The sequence below is a fragment of the Vibrio sp. TRT 21S02 genome (assembly GCF_050113675.1).
GTDB lineage: Bacteria > Pseudomonadota > Gammaproteobacteria > Enterobacterales > Vibrionaceae > Vibrio.
Genome location: NZ_JBNJOI010000022.1, coordinates 31,563 through 51,130, shown reverse-complemented (window position 1 = coordinate 51,130; position 19,568 = coordinate 31,563). Strand labels below are relative to the sequence as shown.

Annotated in this window: 18 protein-coding genes and 1 tRNA gene; 11 read left to right on the top strand and 8 right to left on the bottom strand. The window is 43.0% G+C overall.

Going from position 1 to position 19,568, the window contains the following annotated elements:
* Positions 1-83 precede the first annotated feature (83 nt).
* Positions 84-233: a hypothetical protein gene (locus tag ACQEXU_RS19735; protein WP_005480562.1), complete on the top strand. Its 150-nt coding sequence runs from the start codon at positions 84-86 to the stop codon at positions 231-233.
* Between the two features lie 168 nt (positions 234-401).
* On the opposite strand, the gene ACQEXU_RS19730 is transcribed toward ACQEXU_RS19735, so the two are convergent.
* A complete protein-coding gene (locus ACQEXU_RS19730; RefSeq protein WP_025506819.1) occupies positions 402-800 on the bottom strand; it encodes a hypothetical protein in 399 nt (132 codons plus the stop codon).
* Between the two features lie 163 nt (positions 801-963).
* Between ACQEXU_RS19730 and ACQEXU_RS19725 the strand changes: the two genes are divergently transcribed.
* Both ACQEXU_RS19725 and ACQEXU_RS19720 read left to right on the top strand, forming a co-directional pair.
* A complete protein-coding gene (locus ACQEXU_RS19725) occupies positions 964-2,454 on the top strand; it encodes an N-6 DNA methylase (RefSeq protein WP_074544464.1) in 1,491 nt (496 codons plus the stop codon).
* Positions 2,454-4,196: a restriction endonuclease subunit S gene (locus ACQEXU_RS19720; RefSeq protein WP_267407675.1), complete on the top strand. Its 1,743-nt coding sequence runs from the start codon at positions 2,454-2,456 to the stop codon at positions 4,194-4,196. The genes ACQEXU_RS19725 and ACQEXU_RS19720 overlap by 1 nt, the downstream gene beginning before the upstream one ends.
* A 269-nt stretch (positions 4,197-4,465) precedes the next feature.
* On the opposite strand, the gene ACQEXU_RS19715 is transcribed toward ACQEXU_RS19720, so the two are convergent.
* The gene (locus ACQEXU_RS19715) at positions 4,466-5,365 is read right to left on the bottom strand and encodes a WYL domain-containing protein (protein WP_267407674.1); all 900 of its coding nucleotides are present in this window, start codon (positions 5,363-5,365) and stop codon (positions 4,466-4,468) included.
* 173 nt (positions 5,366-5,538) lie between these two features.
* Between ACQEXU_RS19715 and ACQEXU_RS19710 the strand changes: the two genes are divergently transcribed.
* Genes ACQEXU_RS19710 through ACQEXU_RS19695 form a run of 4 tightly spaced genes read left to right on the top strand, consistent with a single transcriptional unit; the run spans position 5,539 to position 9,208 of the window.
* On the top strand, positions 5,539-6,795 hold the full coding sequence (locus ACQEXU_RS19710; protein WP_276393904.1) for a nucleotidyltransferase: 1,257 nt from the start codon (positions 5,539-5,541) through the stop codon (positions 6,793-6,795).
* Positions 6,796-7,287: a hypothetical protein gene (locus tag ACQEXU_RS19705; RefSeq protein WP_276393905.1), complete on the top strand. Its 492-nt coding sequence runs from the start codon at positions 6,796-6,798 to the stop codon at positions 7,285-7,287. It begins immediately after the preceding gene.
* A complete protein-coding gene (locus ACQEXU_RS19700; RefSeq protein ID WP_276393907.1) occupies positions 7,287-8,408 on the top strand; it encodes an SAVED domain-containing protein in 1,122 nt (373 codons plus the stop codon). The genes ACQEXU_RS19705 and ACQEXU_RS19700 overlap by 1 nt, the downstream gene beginning before the upstream one ends.
* A gap of 11 nt (positions 8,409-8,419) precedes the next feature.
* Positions 8,420-9,208 carry a competence protein CoiA family protein gene (locus ACQEXU_RS19695; protein WP_176246118.1) on the top strand — a complete coding sequence of 263 codons (789 nt, stop codon included), beginning with the start codon at positions 8,420-8,422 and terminating at the stop codon, positions 9,206-9,208.
* A gap of 197 nt (positions 9,209-9,405) precedes the next feature.
* On the opposite strand, the gene ACQEXU_RS19690 is transcribed toward ACQEXU_RS19695, so the two are convergent.
* Positions 9,406-9,482 (bottom strand) — tRNA-Arg (locus tag ACQEXU_RS19690).
* Between the two features lie 206 nt (positions 9,483-9,688).
* On the opposite strand from ACQEXU_RS19690, the gene folD reads away from it, so the two are divergent.
* Positions 9,689-10,549 (top strand): bifunctional methylenetetrahydrofolate dehydrogenase/methenyltetrahydrofolate cyclohydrolase FolD, encoded by an 861-nt coding sequence (gene folD / locus ACQEXU_RS19685; protein ID WP_427012007.1) that lies wholly within the window; start codon positions 9,689-9,691, stop codon positions 10,547-10,549.
* A 69-nt stretch (positions 10,550-10,618) separates the two neighbouring features.
* On the opposite strand, the gene ACQEXU_RS19680 is transcribed toward folD, so the two are convergent.
* The 4 genes from ACQEXU_RS19680 to ACQEXU_RS19665 all read right to left on the bottom strand — a co-directional run bounded on the left by ACQEXU_RS19680 (position 10,619) and on the right by ACQEXU_RS19665 (position 14,339).
* Positions 10,619-11,818 (bottom strand): NupC/NupG family nucleoside CNT transporter, encoded by a 1,200-nt coding sequence (locus ACQEXU_RS19680; protein WP_427012006.1) that lies wholly within the window; start codon positions 11,816-11,818, stop codon positions 10,619-10,621.
* A 226-nt stretch (positions 11,819-12,044) separates the two neighbouring features.
* Positions 12,045-12,989 carry a LysR family transcriptional regulator gene (locus ACQEXU_RS19675; RefSeq protein WP_427012005.1) on the bottom strand — a complete coding sequence of 315 codons (945 nt, stop codon included), beginning with the start codon at positions 12,987-12,989 and terminating at the stop codon, positions 12,045-12,047.
* Positions 12,990-13,052: 63 nt separating this feature from the next.
* Positions 13,053-14,018 carry a lytic murein transglycosylase gene (locus tag ACQEXU_RS19670; protein WP_367988510.1) on the bottom strand — a complete coding sequence of 322 codons (966 nt, stop codon included), beginning with the start codon at positions 14,016-14,018 and terminating at the stop codon, positions 13,053-13,055.
* A gap of 39 nt (positions 14,019-14,057) precedes the next feature.
* Positions 14,058-14,339: a YcgL domain-containing protein gene (locus ACQEXU_RS19665; protein WP_367988509.1), complete on the bottom strand. Its 282-nt coding sequence runs from the start codon at positions 14,337-14,339 to the stop codon at positions 14,058-14,060.
* Between the two features lie 180 nt (positions 14,340-14,519).
* On the opposite strand from ACQEXU_RS19665, the gene minC reads away from it, so the two are divergent.
* The 3 genes from minC to minE are packed head-to-tail and all read left to right on the top strand — an operon-like array spanning position 14,520 to position 16,286.
* On the top strand, positions 14,520-15,182 hold the full coding sequence (gene minC, locus ACQEXU_RS19660) for a septum site-determining protein MinC (protein WP_427012004.1): 663 nt from the start codon (positions 14,520-14,522) through the stop codon (positions 15,180-15,182).
* 19 nt (positions 15,183-15,201) lie between these two features.
* On the top strand, positions 15,202-16,014 hold the full coding sequence (gene minD, locus ACQEXU_RS19655) for a septum site-determining protein MinD (RefSeq protein WP_367988507.1): 813 nt from the start codon (positions 15,202-15,204) through the stop codon (positions 16,012-16,014).
* Between the two features lie 8 nt (positions 16,015-16,022).
* Positions 16,023-16,286 carry a cell division topological specificity factor MinE gene (gene minE, locus ACQEXU_RS19650; RefSeq protein ID WP_367988506.1) on the top strand — a complete coding sequence of 88 codons (264 nt, stop codon included), beginning with the start codon at positions 16,023-16,025 and terminating at the stop codon, positions 16,284-16,286.
* Between the two features lie 256 nt (positions 16,287-16,542).
* Here the strand turns inward: minE and adhE are convergent, their stop codons facing one another.
* Positions 16,543-19,242: a bifunctional acetaldehyde-CoA/alcohol dehydrogenase gene (adhE, locus tag ACQEXU_RS19645; RefSeq protein ID WP_367988505.1), complete on the bottom strand. Its 2,700-nt coding sequence runs from the start codon at positions 19,240-19,242 to the stop codon at positions 16,543-16,545.
* Positions 19,243-19,568: the final 326 nt, after the last annotated feature.

Below are 19,568 nucleotides of genomic sequence, written 5' to 3'. Positions count from 1 at the left end.
TCCCCATTTGTCCCTACCCTACTAGTTACTATGCAATGGTCTCAGCGGAGACAATCATTCATAAACGAAAAGGAAAAAATACTATGTCTAAAAACAAAACACCAATGACCCCTGAAGCCGCTGCTCGTATTCAATCACATGAAGCGAAGAATAATGGTGGAAAAGTCGAAAAAGGTTCCTTTACAGGCCGCGCTCAACGCGCTGCTGACCACAACCAAAAACAAGGTAAGTAGGGAGTAACCATCATGGCAAAACCAAGTTCTGCACCAAAGACCGCGCCGAAAGGTAATCCAAACTACCCAAGCACAACTGGCAAGCCTTCAGGCAAAGGTCGTGGCAACACACCTAAACGCTAAGCACATTAGATATAAATGAGGCAGTCTAGCTGCCTCATTTATCTATTATGAACAACTTCTAGCATTCAGCTTGAAGTTACTCAAAAACAAGTTTTGATCAGATTTGTAATCGGAATACGGCACAGACTTTTCCGTTTGTGAAAGAGCGCATAAACACGTTTCTCGCTTACTCTCATACCAACTCACCGACACCATATTTTTTGACGAGTTTATGCAGGTATCAACGATGGCATACTCTACTTCTAATGGGTAACGCTCTTCATCAAAAGCACCATTCACCTTATAACCACCAACCACGCCCACGACCAATGCCGTACTGGCAGACACCAGTTTCCGTTTACTAAATTTAAAGCCTTTGAAGCTTTTTTCACACTTCTCACACGAGATATGCTCTGCATATTCAATGACATTGTCAGTGTGACAATGGGGACACTCAACCTTCATTTTCTAGACAACCTGGTTATATTTTTTATTGTTTCATTTATATCACTGATTCATTATTAAACCACAATCATAAACATAGTTTCATAGCGATAAGTTCATTTTCTTCGATCCAATTCTGCTATAATCTCCCCCAATTTTTTCAGTCAGTTAGTAGTAGAACTCCATGTCAATCAGTTCAGTTATCAAGTCAATTCAAGACATCATGCGTAAAGATGCAGGTGTTGATGGTGACGCGCAGCGTCTAGGCCAAATGTCGTGGCTTTTATTCCTTAAAGTGTTTGATGCTCAAGAGGAAGAGCTAGAGTTCGAGTTAGACGATTACCGCGAACCCATCCCAGCCAAGTACCTATGGCGTAACTGGGCGGCAGATAACCAAGGCATTACGGGTGATGAGCTGCTGGAATTCATCAATGATGACCTATTCCCGACGTTAAAAAACCTTACTGCGCCGAAAGACACCAACCCACGCGGTTTTGTAGTGAAAGAAGCCTTTAGTGATGCCTTCAACTACATGAAAAATGGCACACTGCTTCGCCAAGTGATTAACAAGCTCAACGAAATCGACTTTACTGACTCTAAAGAACGTCACCTGTTTGGTGATATCTACGAGCAAATCCTACGCGACCTACAAAGTGCAGGTAATGCAGGTGAGTTCTACACCCCTCGCGCGGTGACTCGTTTTATCGTCAATCGTCTTGACCCTAAACTAGGTGAGCAGATTATGGATCCCGCCTGCGGTACGGGCGGATTCCTAGCTTGCTCGTTCGATCACGTCAAAGAGAACTATGTGACAAGCGCAGCCGACCACCAAACGCTGCAAAAGCAAATCCATGGTGTAGAGAAGAAACAACTGCCACATTTGCTGTGTATCACCAATATGATGCTCCACGGCATCGAAGTCCCTGTGCAGATTAAGCACGGCAACACGCTTAACAAGCCCCTTTCAAGTTGGGATAGCAATATCAATGTGATTGCAACTAACCCACCGTTTGGCGGCACAGAAGAAGACGGGATTGAAAAGAACTTCCCAGCCGAAATGCAGACTCGTGAAACGGCTGACCTCTTCTTGCAACTTATTGTCGAAGTATTGGATAAAGATGGTCGCGCTGGTGTGGTGTTACCTGATGGCACCTTGTTTGGTGAAGGTGTAAAAACAAAAATCAAAAAGATGCTGACGGAAGAGTGTAACCTGCACACGATTGTTCGCTTACCTAATGGCGTATTCAACCCATACACGGGCATTAAGACCAACATACTGTTCTTTACCAAAGGCCAGCCGACCAAAGAAGTGTGGTTCTATGAGCACCCTTACCCAGAAGGCGTGAAGAACTACAGCAAAACCAAACCAATGAAGTTTGAAGAGTTCCAACAAGAGATCGATTGGTGGGGTAACGAGGCAGATGGATTCGCTAGTCGCATCGAGACCAAGCAAGCTTGGAAAGTGTCGATTGAAGATATTATCGAGCGCAACTTTAACCTTGATATTAAAAACCCGTATCAGGACGAAGTCGTCAGCCATGACCCTGAAGAGTTACTGGCGAACTATCAGCAGCAGCAACAAGACATTAAAGCACTGCGTGACCAACTAAAAGGCATTCTCGGTGATGCTCTTAGCTCTACCATTCAAGATAAAAAGCAAGGTGGTGAGCAATAATGGCTGTAGAGAACCTAATTACCGAACATATTGATGTTTGGACTTCAGCAGTGAAAACCAGATCGACCTCTGGTCGAGGCAGCAGTAAGAAGTTAGAACTGTATGGCGTTAAAAAGCTTCGTGAGCTGATCTTAGAGTTAGCTGTGCGAGGCAAGCTTGTTCCTCAAGATCCTAATGATGAGCCTGCTTCAGTGTTGCTTGAGCGTATTGCGCAAGAAAAGGCTCAATTGGTAAAAGAAAAGAAGCTTAAAAAGCCAAAGAAACTCCCTAATATAAGCGATGAAGAAAAGCCTTTTGACTTACCAAATGGATGGTCGTGGATCCGCTTAAATGAATATGGCGAATGGGGTTCAGGCTCCACACCTAAAAGAAGCAATAGTGGTTACTATGATGGAGGGATACCTTGGTTTAAATCTGGAGAGTTAAAAGCGGATTATATTTCGGAATCAGAGGAAACTATCACCGAACTGGCTTTGTCGGAAACTTCTGTTAGATATAACAATGTTGGTGACGTTCTAGTAGCAATGTATGGAGCAACAATTGGCAAGACTGCGATACTCTCCGTTCGAGCTACTACAAACCAAGCAGTGTGTGCTTGTACACCATTTACTGGCTTAAGTAACACATATCTTTTAACTCTTCTTAAAGCTTATAAAGCTAGATTGATTGGCATGGGAGCTGGCGGAGCACAGCCAAACATCTCAAGAGAAAAGATCATTAACACAGTTATAGCATTACCCCCAAAGCAAGAGCAACACCGTATCGTCGCCAAAGTCGATGAGCTAATGGCGCTCTGCGACCAGCTAGAGCAACAAACCGAAGCCAGTATCGAAGCTCACCAAGTACTGGTAACAACTCTGTTGGACACACTCACCAACTCTGCCGATGCTGACGAGTTAATGCAAAACTGGGCGCGAATCAGCGAGCATTTCGATACCTTATTCACCACTGAAGAGAGTATCGACCAGCTCAAGCAAACCATTCTACAACTGGCGGTGATGGGTAAGTTGGTTCCACAAGTTCCAAATGATGAACCTGCGGCTGAGTTACTGAAAAGAATTGCGGAAGAAAAGGCACAGTTAGTCAAAGAGAAGAAAATCAAAAAGCAAAAAGCACTACCGCCGATTGCTGAAGATGAAAAGCCGTTTGAACTGCCTAGTGGGTGGGAGTGGTGTCGCTTGGGACAAATAGGCTACGATTTAGGTGGAGGCACACCATCAAAATCTAACAGCAAATATTGGGATGGTGAAATACCTTGGGTTTCTCCTAAAGATATGAAAGTGGATTTCATTGAGTCTGCTATCGATACCGTGACAGAAAAAGCAATCAAAGAAACTACTATAAAATTAATCCCTAAAAACAGTTTGCTAATGGTTGTTCGAGGGATGATTCTTGCGCACTCTTTCCCTGTTGCATTAACTAATAAAGATGTCGTGATTAATCAAGATATGAAAGCTTTAGTTTTTAGCAATATTGACCCTCATTACCTTCTCACGGTTATGAAAGCAACGAAAACAACGTTTACCGACTTGGTAGATAGAAGCTCGCACGGTACTTGTAAACTTATCTCAGAGAAACTCTGGAACGTCACCTTAGCGATCCCGCCTCTGAATGAGCAAAAAAAGATCAATATGATGCTTGAGCAAATAATGGATATCTGTGAACAACTAAAACAAGGTATAAGAAAAAAATATCAGAGCCAACTCCACCTTACAGATACTATTGTCGAACAAGCGGTATAACCATGAGTTGAGTCTTTACAATATCGCCAATAAAAACCTCTCACGCTAACATCGACAACTCTCCTCTTGCAGCCCTCGGCTGCAAGAGACTTCTATCTAGCAACAATACCACCGTCTCTATTCCCCGATACAAAGTAGTCAGCATCACGCTTTTACAGATTCAAACCAGTCCAAAACCATTGAAGTAAAAATAAATTCAATCAACAGGTCGAAAAGTTGTTTTTAACCGAACAATCTCAAGTTATCGGATTCAAATTTATTAGTGTGGTTTAGGCCTGTTCCATTTGTTTTATCATTTCCAAGTTGCTTAGCTCGAACTTATAAAAACGACTTTGCTTATCCTCCCGCTTTTCTTCATTTGACCGAGCATCGATATACCACTTTTTCTCAACAATCCATCTAAATGCAGCTCTCTCTGTAACATAAACCTCATCTTTATCTTCAGGTATACCAAAGTCAGTTCTTACTTTTTGCTTGTCCACCTCTGACAACGAGGGGTGGAGTTTTAAGATCAAAGGTAACCTTAAGTTCCACAACTTATCTTGAGCTAAAGCCTCATGATCATGCTGCCTAGACTCCTTAGATTCATGTTCTTCAACCACATTCCTAACACGAGCAAAATGGAAGTTTTTAAATTTATTCTTTTTGTCTGAACGATCAAATGCTCTGAACATCCAACTGGTTCCATCATACATAATTGCCAACGGAACCAAGGTTCTAGTTTGATGATTAGAGCTGTTTTCAGAAAGATAGTTGCAGGAAATCGCATACTTACCCGATATCGCCCTAGTAATCATAGCGACTTCATTGGTATTCATTTGGTTGGGAAACTTGCCAATCTTTTCATAGGCAAGCTCAGTCACACCGAAGATCTTGTTGCTATTAAATCCATTGGCAAGCATGCCAAGCGCCAATTCACCATCTATATCTGTCAATGGTTCGAAGGATTTCCTGATAATCGTATTCGTTTTTTGAGTTTTGTTGTTTGGCCTACGTTTGGAGTATTCAGTAAGAACTCGGGAAGCGGCTGCTTCTGCAATTCCAAACGCATCTTTAAGATCAGCCCGACTAACACGACCTGTAAAAAACAACTTAAAGTCAATATAAGCTAAACGAGCGTTAATAGAGGTTGTCTCTGATGTGATGTCTGCTTGAGAACTGTTTTCCATGATGCGTATCCATTGTTCAATCTAGCCAAATCGTAGCAAAAAAATTATTACGTGTAATTACAATACACAACAAATACACAAAAAGATCATTGACACGTATCATTTCGATCTATCATAATAATCTCAATCGGTATAATAGGTTATTAACCAACCAAAACCACTAGGAGATAGCTGTGCAAGATCAAGGTTTCAAATCACTAAGACAACTAAGTGCAAGCGATAAAGAATTTTGTTTCGAGATGATCTCTCATATCACATCGAACCTAGACTTGACCGAGACACAGTTGTCTCAATTGAAGACGGCTTACCGAGCAATCGGATCCTACTTGGCAAACCAAGGGGGCGAGCTAGCGGAATGCCACATTTATGCTCAAGGTAGTGTTGGTATTGGCACATCCGTAAAACCGATTGATGAAGACTCAGACATGGATATAGATCTGGTGCTCCACTTACCAAGTCAGCACTATCCAACAACTACTGATGAAGCTAACGAGCTACTCTTCAATTTGATACGAGTGCTGAAAGACTCTCAACGATACGGCGACAAAATAGAGAATATGCCAAAACGCAGATGTGTCACTCTGCAATATGGAGGTATCGAAGGACAGGGGTTCCACATGGACATAACCCCTAGCATGCCTGAAGATATGGACTCGCCAAACCATAAGAGCAAAGTAAGAGTTGCAGACATCAAGGATGCCAATAGTCCTTCTCATCCATACGGATATAGGAAGTGGTTCCGAAGCGCGTGTAGTAAAGAGATTCGCTGGAATAGAAAAAGCAACTACAGATCTAATAATGATATATATGCGGGGACAGTAGAACCGTTACCTGGTCAGGGTCGAAAGACTGTACTTCAGATTGTAGTTCAGCTTCTCAAGCGACATAGAGATATGTGGAAACAAAATAAGCAGAACGTTTATGGCGATTGCGCTCCAATAAGCATAATTATTACGACTCTAGCAGGTCTAGCTTATGAAAAGTGCTCAAACTCTAACAAGGAGTACCAAAACCCATTTGATCTGATGTTAGATGTACTTGAAGAAATGCCAAACTTCATTTCCCATCAATATCAGTCTAACGGTACTGTAAAGTACACTATTCGCAACCCAGCACTTCCTACGGAGAATTTTGCAGATAAATGGCATGAGAAACCGATGTTACCCCAAGCATTTAAAGCGTGGTATACGCAGGTTACTGAAGACCTAGCAAAACTACTTGAATTAGATCAAGGGCTTGATAAAACCATTGAGCGCTCAAGAGAAATGTTTGGTTCTCAAGCAACAAGAGGCATCCAAGCCAAACTTGCGAACACTCTGACTGAACGACGAGCTAAAAATCGTGCGGTAGTTTCTTCTATTGGCTTAGGAGTATCCAATGCAGCCACTGCCACCCCCGTTCCTAAACACAACTTCTACGGTGATGTATAGATGTGCCATCACCTTCAAAGGCAGCTTAACGCGCTACAAAAACGTTACCATGGTGGCAAAGGTAGAATTCTCAAAGGTAAAACAGGTCTAAAACTGGAATGGAGACAAGTACTACAACCTTCTCGACTTAGCCGAGAATACCTAGTTCTTGTTAAATGGGCTGGGTTAGGTTGTATTCCTGAGGTCGAGGTGTTGTCCCCGAATCTAAGAGATCTAGCAGGAGGGAAGCGCTCACCTCATGAGTTCTTCTCCAAAGAGAATACTAAACCCTGCCTAATGTTTAACAGCGGTAGCTCCAAAGACTGGGTTCCTAGTATGTTAATCGCTGAATCAATCATCCCATGGACGCAAGAATGGCTGTGGTACTGGGAGCTTTGGTTATCAGATGGAGAATGGCGTGGTGGTGGTGTTCACCCTGGTGAACTAACTATTGAGCAATATATGGATCAAATCAACAACTCTCACCATCAACCAGCAAACAAGGGAAAGTAATGAACCTTTTGACTTACATCGTTGTTCAGACCATCAACTGGCTATTCAGAAAGCGCTCTCCTGCCTTGTTAATTTTCAGGACAGGAGCCTATTTCTTCCCGATAACATTGATGGGAGGCGTAGCATTCAATGTTCAATACGTAACAGCTAGCCAACTCATTAGCCTTGACGTTGCTGGTTCTGATGTCCCTGCTCTACTCGTTTCTATCGGTTTTTATTTCAGTATACTCCTAATGGCAATTGGGCTAGCTTGGGAGATAGTCCGCTCAGTTATAGAACACCGACAATTGGCTAAACAAATTGTATTCGCTATTGAGCAAAGAGGACTCGTAAACACATCTGACTCCCCACTATCAGAGCATGTTCAGAAAAAATACAAAGGCCGAAATATTTCCAATACAGTAATAGATATCCGAGACAGTCTTGCTAATGGCACAGTAAGCCAACCCAAATTAGCACTTAAGAAATTCCTCAATCTAGAGCACTCTATAGAAGAGCGAAGAAATAGTGTTGCTGCTGAAGATTTTCACATTGTTTATGGTGGTTTAGTTCCTGTTCCTTTTGCTTTCCTATCAGGATATTTGTTGGATGATGAGTCTCATATTGAAGTGCTCGACTGGGATCGACAACTATCAAGCTGGAAAGAACTCGATCCTATTAGTGACGACAATGAGAAGTTTGAAAAGACAATAAAGCATGCTTATAGCAAAGAATCTATCGTTCTTGCTGTATCTTTCTCTTACCCTGTTGATGAGAAAGCTATTGACCTCTGTTTTCCAAAGATGCCACAGATACATTTGAAACTGAGGGAAAAGCGTTTTGATAATCACTGGTCAAGTAAAAAGCAAAGTCGTTTAGCTTATGATTTGATCGAAGAAGTTAAAAATCTCATGGAAGAAGGCTATAACGATATACACCTCGTATTAGCTTCTCAAAACAGCGTAGCATTCAAATTTGGTCAAGCGTACGACAGACGGAACCTTCCTCACATTACGATTTACCAATACGAAAAAGACAACAAAACCCCTTACCCTTGGGGGGTATCAATTACTAACTTACCTCACGCAGAGCCATCTATTAGACTAACCGAGTTTAATGATGACTTAGAGAAAGCCGTATAAGAGGTCTTTATATGTCTTCATTTCAAGTCCTTATGCCTTTCGCTCGCAGCAACAGTTCAAACCGAATAGTGGGGATTGAGCAAGTGGAGCGTGGCGATGATTGCAACTGCCATTGTTTGTCATGTGGAACCCCAGTTACTGCGAGGTTAGGAAGTATCAATCAATGGCACTTCGCACACCGCACTGATAAAAACACAACAAGTTCTGAGTGTGAGTTCTCCCCCGTTACTGCGTTGGCACTGATTATAAGGCAACAGCTCCCAACTCTAGTTAACTTTGATTTAGATGAGTGGGATTTTAATGATGTGCAATGGGAGGTTGAATGTACCAAATCTGGAGTTCAAGTTGATGCATACACTAAAGACTTAACCTCTAACATATCGGTAGTAATGGATATCCCTTTCGAGAGCAGTCCCCATTTATTACCAGAAGCAGTACCTCACGATATCGACATTATCCTGAGAGTAAATACGCATAAGTTAGCTAACGATCTTTACCCAACTAAAAGTCCTATCAGGCTTCTTAACTCTGAAGGTGTTTTTAGCTACCTTTTAAAGCACTGGGAAGAACTTGTCGAAATGCTTCGTTGGCCTCAGTCAACCATAGAACAACCATGTGAAGATACAGAGGTTGCAGAAAACAGTATAAAGACCAATGATCCTATCTGCCTATGCTGTGGTGAGAAAACAGCAAGATATGGACGAGGGCTTCTTTGTGAAGAGTGTGTTTGGAAAGAGGTTGGTAGCCAATTTAATTCAATCAGTGAGATGGTTGTGTTTTATAGGAAAAACTCTAATTAAATAGATCAATCAGCCTCACAATGGGGCTGATTTGCATTTTTAGTCTCAAATACGTAGCCGCGAGAAGAAAGCGAACTTATGTATTCATTACAGATGATTACATTAAGCTTCACGCTTACTTGACTAGTTACTTGACTAAAAATAGCAAAAACGAAAAAGGGCGTAGCAAGTACTAACCTGCTACGCCCCGAAATAAATGGCACGCCCTATAGGATTCGAACCTATGACCACATCCTTAGAAGGGACGTGCTCTATCCAGCTGAGCTAAGGGCGCGCTACAGGGACAGAATTATACGAGTTCAATTTGTTAAATCAATCGCTTTATCTAACATTCTGATCTGAATGCCTAAAAAAAGGGCAAGGAGCGTTGAGGAGTCCAAAAAACACTCAAAGCAAACGTTTGCTTATAGATGTTCATTGATTTTTTTGCGACAATGCGCGACAAATAAATTCCGCTATTCTATTTTTCAAAGGAAAGTCATGACTGCTCAAAACATTGATGGAACTCTCATCTCTCAAACTGTTCGATCTGAAGTTGCTGCGCGAGTAAAAGCGCGCGTCGAAGCAGGATTACGTGCACCGGGTCTTGCGGTGGTCTTAGTCGGTGAAGATCCGGCTTCTCAAGTTTACGTTGGTAGTAAACGTCGTGCTTGTGATGAAGTTGGCTTTGTTTCTAAATCCTTTGATCTTCCTGCATCAACTTCGGAAGAAGAATTGTTGGCACTGATTGACGAGCTCAACCAAGATAGTGAAATTGATGGCATTCTGGTTCAGCTTCCCCTACCTGCGGGCATTGACGCGACACACGTACTTGAACGTATCATCCCTGAAAAAGACGTAGATGGCTTTCATCCATACAACGTTGGTCGTTTAGCTCAACGCATCCCTAAGCTACGTTCATGTACACCAAAAGGCATCATCACTTTACTTGATCGATACAATATCGAGCTTAGAGGCAAACACGCGGTGATTGTTGGGGCATCCAATATCGTCGGTCGTCCAATGACATTAGAATTGCTGCTTGCAGGTTGCACGACCACGACATGTCATCGCTTTACTAAAGATCTCGAAGGCCATGTGCGCCAAGCAGATGTGGTTGTGGTTGCCGTTGGTAAGCCCAACTTCATTCCAGGAGAGTGGATTAAAGAAGGCGCGATTGTGGTTGATGTGGGCATTAACCGCCTTGAAAACGGCAAGCTTGTTGGTGATGTTGACTATGCCAATGCAAAAGAGCGCGCTAGCTTTATTACCCCGGTCCCTGGTGGTGTCGGCCCAATGACTGTTGCAACGCTAATTGAAAATACCATGATGGCGTGTGAACAATTCCACACCAAAAAGTAATTCCTTAAAAACACAAAAGGGTTGATGCGAAACATCAACCCTTTTTTAATTCTAACGAATGACACCGTGCTACAGGCTTAAAATTACACCTGCAATTGAAGCACTCATTAAGTTCGCCAGTACACCTGCTGAAATTGCTTTGAAGCCATATTTGGAGATGAACGGACGCTTTTCTGGCACCAAACTACCTAGACCACCAATCAACATCGCCATGGTAGAAATGTTCGCAAAACCGCAAAGGGCAAAGGTCACAATCGCTTGAGAGTGAGCACTCAATTGCGATTTAACGTCCATCAGTTGAATGAAAGCAACAAACTCGTTAACCACAATTTTATTACCAATCAGAGAACCAGCTGTGACGGCCTCATTCCATGGAATACCGAGTAACCATGCGATTGGTGCAAATAAGTAACCTAAGATCAGCTCAAAGCTTAATTGAATACCAAACCAGCTTCCCACCCAGCCTAACAGGCCGTTAAGTAATGCAATCACTGATACAAACGCCAGTAAGGTTGCGCCCACAGCTACGGCAATGCGAAGGCCAGACATCGCACCATCCGCCATCGCTTCAACCACGTTGGTTGCTCGTGGGATCTCGACATTTTCCATTGATGACTGCTCAATCGTAGGCTCAATTTCTGGCATCAAAATTTTCGCCATTAATAAACCAGCAGGCGCAGACATAAAAGCAGCGGCGATCAAGTAGTTCAAGTCCACACCTAATGATGCATAACCAACGAGTGTGCCACCAGCAACGGAAGCCAAACCACAAGTCATGACCGCAAAAAACTGAGAGTCGCTCATGTGTTTCAGGTAAGGTTTCACCACAAGAGGCGCTTCAATCATACCGACAAAGATATTCGCAGTTGCCGAAAGTGACTCAGCGCGGCCAGTACCTAATAAACGTTGCAATGCACCGCCAATCAAGTTGATTACTTTAGGCATCAGTCCGATATGGTAAAGACCTGAAATCAGAGCAGAGAAAAAGATGATGATACCCAGTACGTTGATGGCAAAGGTAAAGCCACCTGTCGCCAAACCACCAAATAAGAAAGTGATCCCTTCTTGGCCGTAGTTGATCATATTCGATACGGCGCCAGTAACACTGTTAAGTGCTTCTTTGCCCGCAGGAACATATAACACCAACAATGCAAAAGAGACTTGCAGAGCAAAGGCCAATGAAACGGTTCGATAGTTAATGCTCTTTCTATTGGCAGAAAGCAGCCACGCGACAACAAATATCGCGATAACACCTAACAATGAGTTCATAAAAACAATCCGAAAAATGGGGAAACAGGAAAGGCGTCGGATTGTATAGACGCAACAAATTGTTGCAACTTTCAAATGTTAACAGGGTGAGCATTGCTAGTGATTAAAGTTTCACCATTAAACTAACTAATTGAAATCAATGCATTTAAACGTTTGCTTCACTTTACTATTTCCATTGAGAAAAGATGTTTATGAGGCAGGAAATAATCAATCGTTAATATTACAACTAATCAGGCATTGAAATGTATGGTGCAAGTTTTTGATCCCAGTGACATGGAGAACCAATTTTATCGCGAATGAACTCGATCACTGCAGACACTTTTTTAGGCATGTGTTTTCGGCTTGGGTAAACAGCATAAAAAGGCATTTTTTGACACGCTCGCCACTCGGGTAACAATTGAATAAGCTTGCCATTTCGAAATTCATCATCCAGTAAGTAAGTCGCTAGGTAACCAATCCCCCACCCTGCGATCGCCGCATCTCTCACGGCTTCCGCCAGATCGACAGAGTAATTACCAGAAACTTTAACGGCAAGTTGATCTCCTTTCTGACAAAAGGCCCAAGTATGATAATCACGCTCCCAACTTCTATAAATTAGACAATTATGTTGCTTAAGATCATCAGGGTGGCGCGGCGTATCATGGCTGAGTAAATAATCGGGTGAGGCGACAACAACAAACTGGCAGTCCGCCAATCGCTGTGCAATATACCCTTCTGGAAGTTGTTCATTATTGGTTATCCAAACATCCAACCCTTCTAATAACATATCCACTTTGTAATCAAACAAGTGAACTTCGACTTGAAGCTGAGGATACTGCTGACGCAGTTCGTTAATCGCAGGAATAATATGCAGCGTACCAAACGATTGAGAAAGACCAATTTTGACTAGCCCTGAAATTTCATCACGCTGGTTTTCCATTTCATATTGAGCATTGGAGACGATCTGCACCACTTCTTCACAATGCCGATTGAAACGTTCACCCGCCTCTGTCAGGGTAAAAGTACGGGTCGTACGCTGCACTAACTTAATGCCAAGTGAAGCTTCAAGTAGGGCCAACTGTTTACTCACATGAGAAACCGAAACACCTAATGACTTAGCGGTGCTGGTAAAGCTTTGGTGTTTGACTAAGGTGGTGAAAACCACCATCTGAGCAGCGCGTTCTGAAAGCACAATTTCCTCGAAAAAATAAAGGGCTCAATAGAGCCCTTATCGTTAAAACTTATATCGTGAAGACTATATCCGATCAGCGAGATGGCTCACAGCCAAAGCAAAGTAATAAGAGCGGTTCCACTTCATCAATACATTGTAGTTGTTGTACACCAGATAAATGCGACCATTTTCGTCATCTGGGGCAATCAACCACGCTTTAATATCTTTATCCAGCGTAGGCAATGGACTGCCATCATATTTGGTGATGCCCAGCTTGCTCCATTGCTGCAAATACTTACCTTTACTTTCTTCGCGCCCTTGAATACTGGTATCAAAGCCTTCAGGCAGCTTTACCTGACGTCCCCAAGTGTATTGGTCATCCCAGCCAGATTGACCAAGATAATTGGCTGTTGAGGCAAAAACATCTGCTTTGGTATTCCAAATGTCTTTTTTGCCATCACCATCGCCATCCGCAGCGAAAGATAGAAACGAGCTCGGCATAAATTGGCATTGTCCCATCGCCCCTGCCCATGAACCTTTCATGTTTGCAGGTGTGATATGGCCTTCATCAAGGATCTTCAATGCAGCCATAGTCTCTTTGCGGAAGAATGCTTCCCGACGCCCGTCGTAAGCCATGGTTGAAAGCGCATCGATCACACTGTAATTACCGGTGAACTTACCGAAGTTACTTTCAACTCCCCACAAAGCAACGATAAAGCGAGGCTGAACGCCAAACTCGTCACCGATACGTTTGAGCTCTGTATAGTGCTCTTTGTATAGTTGCCTAGCTTGTTTCACTTTCCAATCAGGGACGGCACGTGGAATATATTCGTCCAGAGTGAGCTTTTTCTCTGGTTGGTTGCGATCGGCTTTTACCGCTCGTGGCTTGTGCGTTACATTTTGAAAGGCCTGATCGATAATCGTTTCAGAGATGCCATTTTCACGCGCTTCTTCTTTGAGCCCTTCAACATAGCGTTCAAAGCTGACTTCTGCCGCTAACCCCGGAGCAGAAAGACTTAATCCTAATAATACTGACAATAACTTTTTCAAATTGCTTCCCCTGTGCAATTTCCGCTCTTTAACAGCCGATCACTCAGATGCTTGACGAGCTTTTTGTTCTTTATATTCTTCTAATAGATTCTTCGGTGGCGGAGGTAATTGCAAGAAAAAGCCATCTTCATTTAAAGATTGTTTCACTTTTTCAATATCAACCTGTGCAAGTTGACGACCATCCAAGTTCACCATCATCACCATGATAGGTTTGCCAAACATCTGCATCAGAGTGTCAGGAACCTGTGAAAAATCGTCCTTCTTCTGAATATAAAGATAAGCTCCTTCCTTTTTGGAACTTTTGTATATCGCACAAAGCATATAAAGCCTTTTGGTAATTCAATTCAGTTTCGTCAACGTTTCGCTAAAATTATCAGCAAAACGCATAATTGAGCGCAAGATAACTTGCTGTGCCTAAACAGGGAATATAACATGACACCCCTAGTCTCAGGCAACGCCATTTCAGTAATGGCAACGAGTTATCGAGGTCCAAAGTAAACGATGTCACGTACCCCAGATTTAAAAGGTAGTAGTTTTACTTTGTCAGTTTTACACCTTTCTGACAATGATATCGAAAAAACGATGCATTTCCTCAATGAAAGAGTGAAACAAGCCCGTGCATTTTTTGCATCTGCACCTGTTGTAATAAACATAGCAAAGGTTGAAAACGAGATTGACTTTGGTCAGTTAAAACAGGGCATTTTAGACGCGGGGCTGATCCCTGTTGGTATCGCCGGCTGCAAAAATAAACGCGCACAATCGCTAGCAACAGAAGCAGGGTTTGCCATCATGTCGGCCAGTCGCTCTTCTTCTCAAGCGCCGACAAAGATGGTTCCGACTAAAGTGGTTCGTACCCCTGTACGTTCGGGTCAGCAGATTTACGCGAAAGACGGCGATTTGGTGATCCTCAATCACGTTAGCGAGGGGGCAGAAGTCATCGCAGATGGCTCAATTCACATTTATGGCACTTTGCGTGGCAAAGCCATTGCAGGAGCTAACGGAAACACCGATGCTGTCATTATTTGTCAGAAACTCAACGCTGAGTTGATGTCAATTGCCGGACACTATTGGTTAACCGATCAATTCGACCCAGCACTCTGGGATCAAAAAGTAATGATGAGTTTAAAAAGTGACTCGCTTGAACTTGAGTTGCTCACGATTTAAAAAATAAGGAATATACGTCATGGCACGCATTATAGTTGTCACGTCAGGTAAAGGCGGCGTAGGTAAAACTACATCTAGCGCAGCAATTGCATCTGGCCTTGCTCTTAAAGGCAAAAAAACCGCAGTAATCGATTTTGATATCGGTCTACGTAACCTAGATTTGATCATGGGCTGTGAACGCCGTGTTGTTTACGATTTTGTTAATGTCATCAACGGTGAGGCAACGCTAAACCAAGCCCTTATCAAAGACAAACGTACAGACAACCTTTTCGTTTTGCCAGCTTCACAAACTCGCGACAAAGACGCGCTAACACGTGAAGGTGTTAGACGTGTACTTGATGAAATGGATGAGATGGGCTTTGACTTTATCATCTGTGATTCCCCAGCAGGGATCGAGCAAGGTGCGCTAATGGCGCTATACTTTGCAGATGAGGCCATTGTGACAACGAACCCAGAAGTATCTTCCGTCCGTGACTCTGACCGTATCCTTGGAATTTTGGATTCTAAGTCTCGCCGCTCTGAAGAGGGCCGAGAGCCAGTGAAGCAACATTTGCTACTCACACGTTATAACCCAGCACGTGTGACACAAGGCGAAATGCTAAGTGTTCAAGATGTAGAAGATATTCTTCATATTTCACTTCTGGGTGTTATCCCTGAAAGCCAAGCCGTACTGAATGCATCAAACAAAGGTGTACCAGTCATTTTTGATGAACAAACTGACGCTGGTATGGCTTACAACGATACTGTTGAACGCCTTCTTGGCCAGCAAGTAGACTTCCGCTTCCTAACCGAGCAGAAGAAAGGAATCTTTAAACGACTATTCGGAGGCTGATCGTTGGCATGTCATTACTAGAATTTTTCCGCCCAAGCAAAAAAAGCTCAGCCAGTATGGCGAAAGAGCGCCTGCAAATCATTGTTGCAGAACGCCGCAGCCAAAATGATCCTGCGCCATCTTATTTGCCACAACTGAAAGAAGACATTCTTAAAGTGATTAGCAAATACGTTGCGATTGATCCAGCAATGGTTGATCTTTCTTTAGAGCACAAAGGCGACGATATTTCAGTGCTAGAGCTTAATGTTAAGCTACCAGACGAAGAGAAATAAAACTCGCAATCCAGCAAAAGCCGATGCAAATGCATCGGCTTTTTTGTATCCACTCTCCAGCCTCTTCTCTTTCTGTTTTCTTCTCTGTAGCGCAAAATAATACCAGCTCACGGCATTCAATCTGCTCTTCACATCAACAAGCGGATCTTAGTTTGAATTAGATAAAAAAAGCCCCAGTCTTTCGACTGGGGCTTTAACCTTTTCCCGATTTAAGGTTTCGTGCTAGCGAAAACCTTTCTCAAAACTAAATGCTTACTTAAGCTTTAGCTTTTTCTTTCTTAGCTTTAGGAGCCGCTGGTGCTTCTTGGTCAGCTTTCTTCTTGATTACAGTTGTGCCTTCGAAAGTTTCACCTTCAACGAATGCTTTACCGTAGTAAGACGCTAGTAGAACTTCTTTTAGCTCGCTGATTAGAGGGTAGCGTGGGTTCGCACCAGTACATTGGTCATCGAACGCTTCAACTGCTAGCTCTTCTAGTTTTGCTGTGAAGTCTGCTTCAGCAACACCTGCAGCTTGGATAGAAGCTGGGATGTCTAGGTTCAGTTTAAGTTCTTCCAACCAACCTAGTAGACGTTCAATCTTCTGAGCAGTGCGGTCACCAGCTTGGCTTAGGCCTAGGTGGTCAGCAACTTCAGCGTAACGACGACGTGCTTGTGGACGGTCGTATTGAGAGAACGCAGTTTGTTTAGTTGGGTTGTCGTTCGCGTTGTAACGTACAACGTTCGAGATTAGTAGTGCGTTCGCCAGACCGTGTGGTAGGTGGAACTCAGCACCAATCTTGTGCGCCATAGAGTGACAAACACCTAGGAATGCGTTCGCGAATGCTACACCAGCGATAGTTGCTGCGTTGTGTACTTTCTCACGAGCGATTGGGTCGTTTGCACCGTTCGCGTAGCTTGAAGGTAGGTACTCTTTAAGCATCTTAAGTGCTTGTAGAGCTTGACCATCTGAGTATTCGTTAGCAAGAACAGATACGTAAGCTTCTAGAGCGTGAGTTACTGCATCGTAACCACCGAATGCTGTTAGAGACTTAGGCATGTTCATAACTAGGTTAGCATCAACGATAGCCATGTTTGGCGTGATTTCGTAGTCAGCTAGTGGGTACTTAGCACCAGTCTTGTCGTCTGTAACAACCGCGAATGGCGTAACTTCTGAACCCGTACCTGAAGTTGTAGTGATACATACAAGCTCAGCTTTCTTACCCATTTTAGGGAACTTGTAGATACGTTTACGGATGTCCATAAAGCGCATTGCTAGTTCTTCGAAGTGAGTTTCTGGGTGCTCGTACATTACCCACATGATCTTAGCAGCGTCCATTGGAGAACCACCACCTAGAGCTAGGATTACGTCAGGTTGGAAGCTCTTCATTGCTTCTGCACCTTTCTCAACAACAGATAGTGTTGGATCCGCTTCTACGTCGAAGAATGTTTGAACTTCGATACCTTGCTCTTTAAGCAGTTTAACTACTTCATCAGCGTAACCGTTGTTAAATAGGAAACGGTCAGTTACTAGGAATGCGCGTTTCTTACCTTCTAGGTCGCTCATTGCGATTGGAAGGCTACCACGACGGAAGTAGATAGACTTAGGTAGTTTGTGCCACAACATGTTTTCAGCTCGCTTAGCTACAGTTTTCTTGTTGATAAGGTGCTTAGGACCAACGTTTTCAGAGATAGAGTTACCACCCCATGAACCACAACCTAGAGTTAGAGAAGGTGCTACGTTGAAGTTGTAAAGGTCACCGATACCACCGTGAGTAGTTGGGATGTTTACAAGGATACGTGCAGTCTTCATCTTGTCACCGAAGTAACGGATGCGGTCTGCGTTAACGTCTTGGTTAGTGTAAAGACCAGATGTGTGACCGATACCACCGATTTCAACCATTGTTACCGCTTGAGCAACTGCGTCTTCGAAGTTGTCAGCACGGAACAGACCTAGAGTTGGAGATAGTTTCTCGTGAGCGAACTCATCATCGTAAGAAACTTTACCTAGACCTTCACCTACAAGAACTTTAGTGTCAGCAGGAACTTTAACGCCAGCCATTTCAGCGATTGCTGGAGCAGGTTGACCTACGATTTTCGCGTTTAGCGCACCGTCGATAAGAAGTACTTTACGTACTTTATCAGCGTCAGCTTTAGATAGAACGTGAGCTTTGTGAGAAGCGAAACGCTCTTTTACTTCGTCGTATACTTCGCTAACTACGATTGCAGCCTGCTCAGAAGCACATACTACGCCGTTATCGAAAGTTTTAGACATTAGGATAGAAGCAACAGCACGTTTGATGTCAGCTGTTTCATCGATAACTACAGGAACGTTACCTGCACCTACACCGATTGCTGGCTTACCAGAAGAGTAAGCTGCTTTAACCATGCCTGGACCACCAGTTGCAAGGATAAGTGCGATGCCTTCGTGCTTCATAAGAGCGTTAGAAAGCTCTACAGATGGTTGGTCGATCCAACCGATGATGTCTTTTGGAGCACCCGCTGCTACTGCTGCATCTAGAACAAGTTTCGCTGCGTCGTTAGTAGAGTTCTTCGCACGTGGGTGTGGCGAGAAGATGATACCGTTACGAGTCTTCAAAGAGATTAGAGATTTGAAGATTGCAGTAGAAGTAGGGTTAGTTGTTGGTACGATACCACAGATGATACCTACAGGTTCTGCGATAGTCATCGTGCCTAGGTTGTCATCCTCTTCAAGGATGCCACACGTTTTTTCATCTTTGTATTTGTTGTAGATGAATTCTGAAGCAAAGTGGTTTTTGATAACTTTGTCTTCAACAATACCCATACCAGACTCTTCAACCGCTTGTTGTGCTAGCGGGATACGAGCGTGGTTAGCTGCTAAAGATGCTGCACGGAAGATTGCGTCTACTTTCTCTTGAGAGAAAGTTGCAAACTCTTCTTGCGCTTTCTTAACGCGTGCAACCATTGCATCTAGTTCAGCCAAATTAGTAACAGGCATAGTGAATCTCCTAAATTAATAAATATTAAAAACTTTTTAGTAAGGTTGCTGACTGCTTGTTCTCACATTTCTTCAGTGACTTAACTTACAACATTCTTAGTAAATTGCTTTCAGGTCTGAGTATAATATTTCAGTGTGTGAAAAAAATTGACTCAGATCAGTTCTGAAAAATTAATTACCCCGTTAGTGGTAATTAACATCAAAAACAAACCATAACACACTGATAAATAACAACTTACCCTCAACCCGAGCAATGTTCAAAAAAACTTCAATTGAAGTAGTAAAAATAAAAAAAACTACATCAACCTGTAAAAAAGTTTCATTTT

Excerpts from the sequence above, each read along its gene's own strand:
- ACQEXU_RS19700 (WP_276393907.1), top strand. The coding sequence starts at position 7,287 with ATGAACCTTTTGACTTACATCGTTGTTCAGACCATCAACTGGCTATTC.
- adhE (WP_367988505.1), bottom strand. The coding sequence starts at position 19,242 with ATGCCTGTTACTAATTTGGCTGAACTAGATGCAATGGTTGCACGCGTT.
- ACQEXU_RS19680 (WP_427012006.1), bottom strand. The coding sequence starts at position 11,818 with ATGAACTCATTGTTAGGTGTTATCGCGATATTTGTTGTCGCGTGGCTG.
- ACQEXU_RS19695 (WP_176246118.1), top strand. The coding sequence starts at position 8,420 with ATGTCTTCATTTCAAGTCCTTATGCCTTTCGCTCGCAGCAACAGTTCA.
- minD (WP_367988507.1), top strand. The coding sequence starts at position 15,202 with ATGGCACGCATTATAGTTGTCACGTCAGGTAAAGGCGGCGTAGGTAAA.
- minE (WP_367988506.1), top strand. The coding sequence starts at position 16,023 with ATGTCATTACTAGAATTTTTCCGCCCAAGCAAAAAAAGCTCAGCCAGT.
- ACQEXU_RS19705 (WP_276393905.1), top strand. The coding sequence starts at position 6,796 with ATGTGCCATCACCTTCAAAGGCAGCTTAACGCGCTACAAAAACGTTAC.
- ACQEXU_RS19665 (WP_367988509.1), bottom strand. The coding sequence starts at position 14,339 with ATGCTTTGTGCGATATACAAAAGTTCCAAAAAGGAAGGAGCTTATCTT.
- ACQEXU_RS19730 (WP_025506819.1), bottom strand. The coding sequence starts at position 800 with ATGAAGGTTGAGTGTCCCCATTGTCACACTGACAATGTCATTGAATAT.
- folD (WP_427012007.1), top strand. The coding sequence starts at position 9,689 with ATGACTGCTCAAAACATTGATGGAACTCTCATCTCTCAAACTGTTCGA.
- ACQEXU_RS19720 (WP_267407675.1), top strand. The coding sequence starts at position 2,454 with ATGGCTGTAGAGAACCTAATTACCGAACATATTGATGTTTGGACTTCA.
- minC (WP_427012004.1), top strand. The coding sequence starts at position 14,520 with ATGTCACGTACCCCAGATTTAAAAGGTAGTAGTTTTACTTTGTCAGTT.
- ACQEXU_RS19735 (WP_005480562.1), top strand. The coding sequence starts at position 84 with ATGTCTAAAAACAAAACACCAATGACCCCTGAAGCCGCTGCTCGTATT.
- ACQEXU_RS19715 (WP_267407674.1), bottom strand. The coding sequence starts at position 5,365 with ATGGAAAACAGTTCTCAAGCAGACATCACATCAGAGACAACCTCTATT.
- ACQEXU_RS19725 (WP_074544464.1), top strand. The coding sequence starts at position 964 with ATGTCAATCAGTTCAGTTATCAAGTCAATTCAAGACATCATGCGTAAA.